The following is a 451-nucleotide window of genomic DNA, read 5'->3' as shown; positions in this document are numbered from 1 at the left end:
GCGGGGCCGGGGGCGGTGACACCGGTGGCGGCGACGCCCTCCGCGTCGTACCCCGCAGAACCGCCGCCCCGCCCCCGGGCGCGAAAGCGATCGACGCCGACCACGAACCGTCGGGCGCAAGCTCGGGGACCACCGTCACCGCCACGGTCACCGACTCCCCGGTGCGGAGCACACCCCGCACCGCCGACAGCCGCAGCCACCCCGCCGCCGTGGACGCGGTCCACCGCACCTCGCCCGAGCCACCCGCCGTGAGGGTGACGAGGGTGCGCCCGGCCCCGGGCGCCGCCGTCACCGTCAGAGAAGCCCCGGCGGAAGGCACCGACGCATCCGCCGCAGTGACGGTCACGGCGGTGACGTCGGCGTCCACAGGAACGGACGGCGAACCGGGCGGCGAGGGCCGCGAGCGCGACCCGCCGGCCGCCCCGTCCGGCACCCCCGCCCCGTCCGGCGC

Annotated in this window: 1 protein-coding gene; it reads right to left on the bottom strand. The window is 79.4% G+C overall.

Annotation, left to right across the window (positions count from 1 at the left end; translation table 11 throughout):
* Positions 1–292: BACON domain-containing protein (locus V7E46_RS34065; RefSeq protein WP_443054439.1), on the bottom strand; the 292-nt coding region annotated here is incomplete at its 3' end.
* Positions 293–451: the final 159 nt, after the last annotated feature.

Origin of the sequence: Streptomyces sp. IBSBF 2435, assembly GCF_036815005.1 — a bacterium.
Classification (GTDB): domain Bacteria; phylum Actinomycetota; class Actinomycetes; order Streptomycetales; family Streptomycetaceae; genus Actinacidiphila.
Note: the sequence above shows the minus strand (reverse complement) of the source record. Positions and strands in the feature narration are given on the sequence as shown.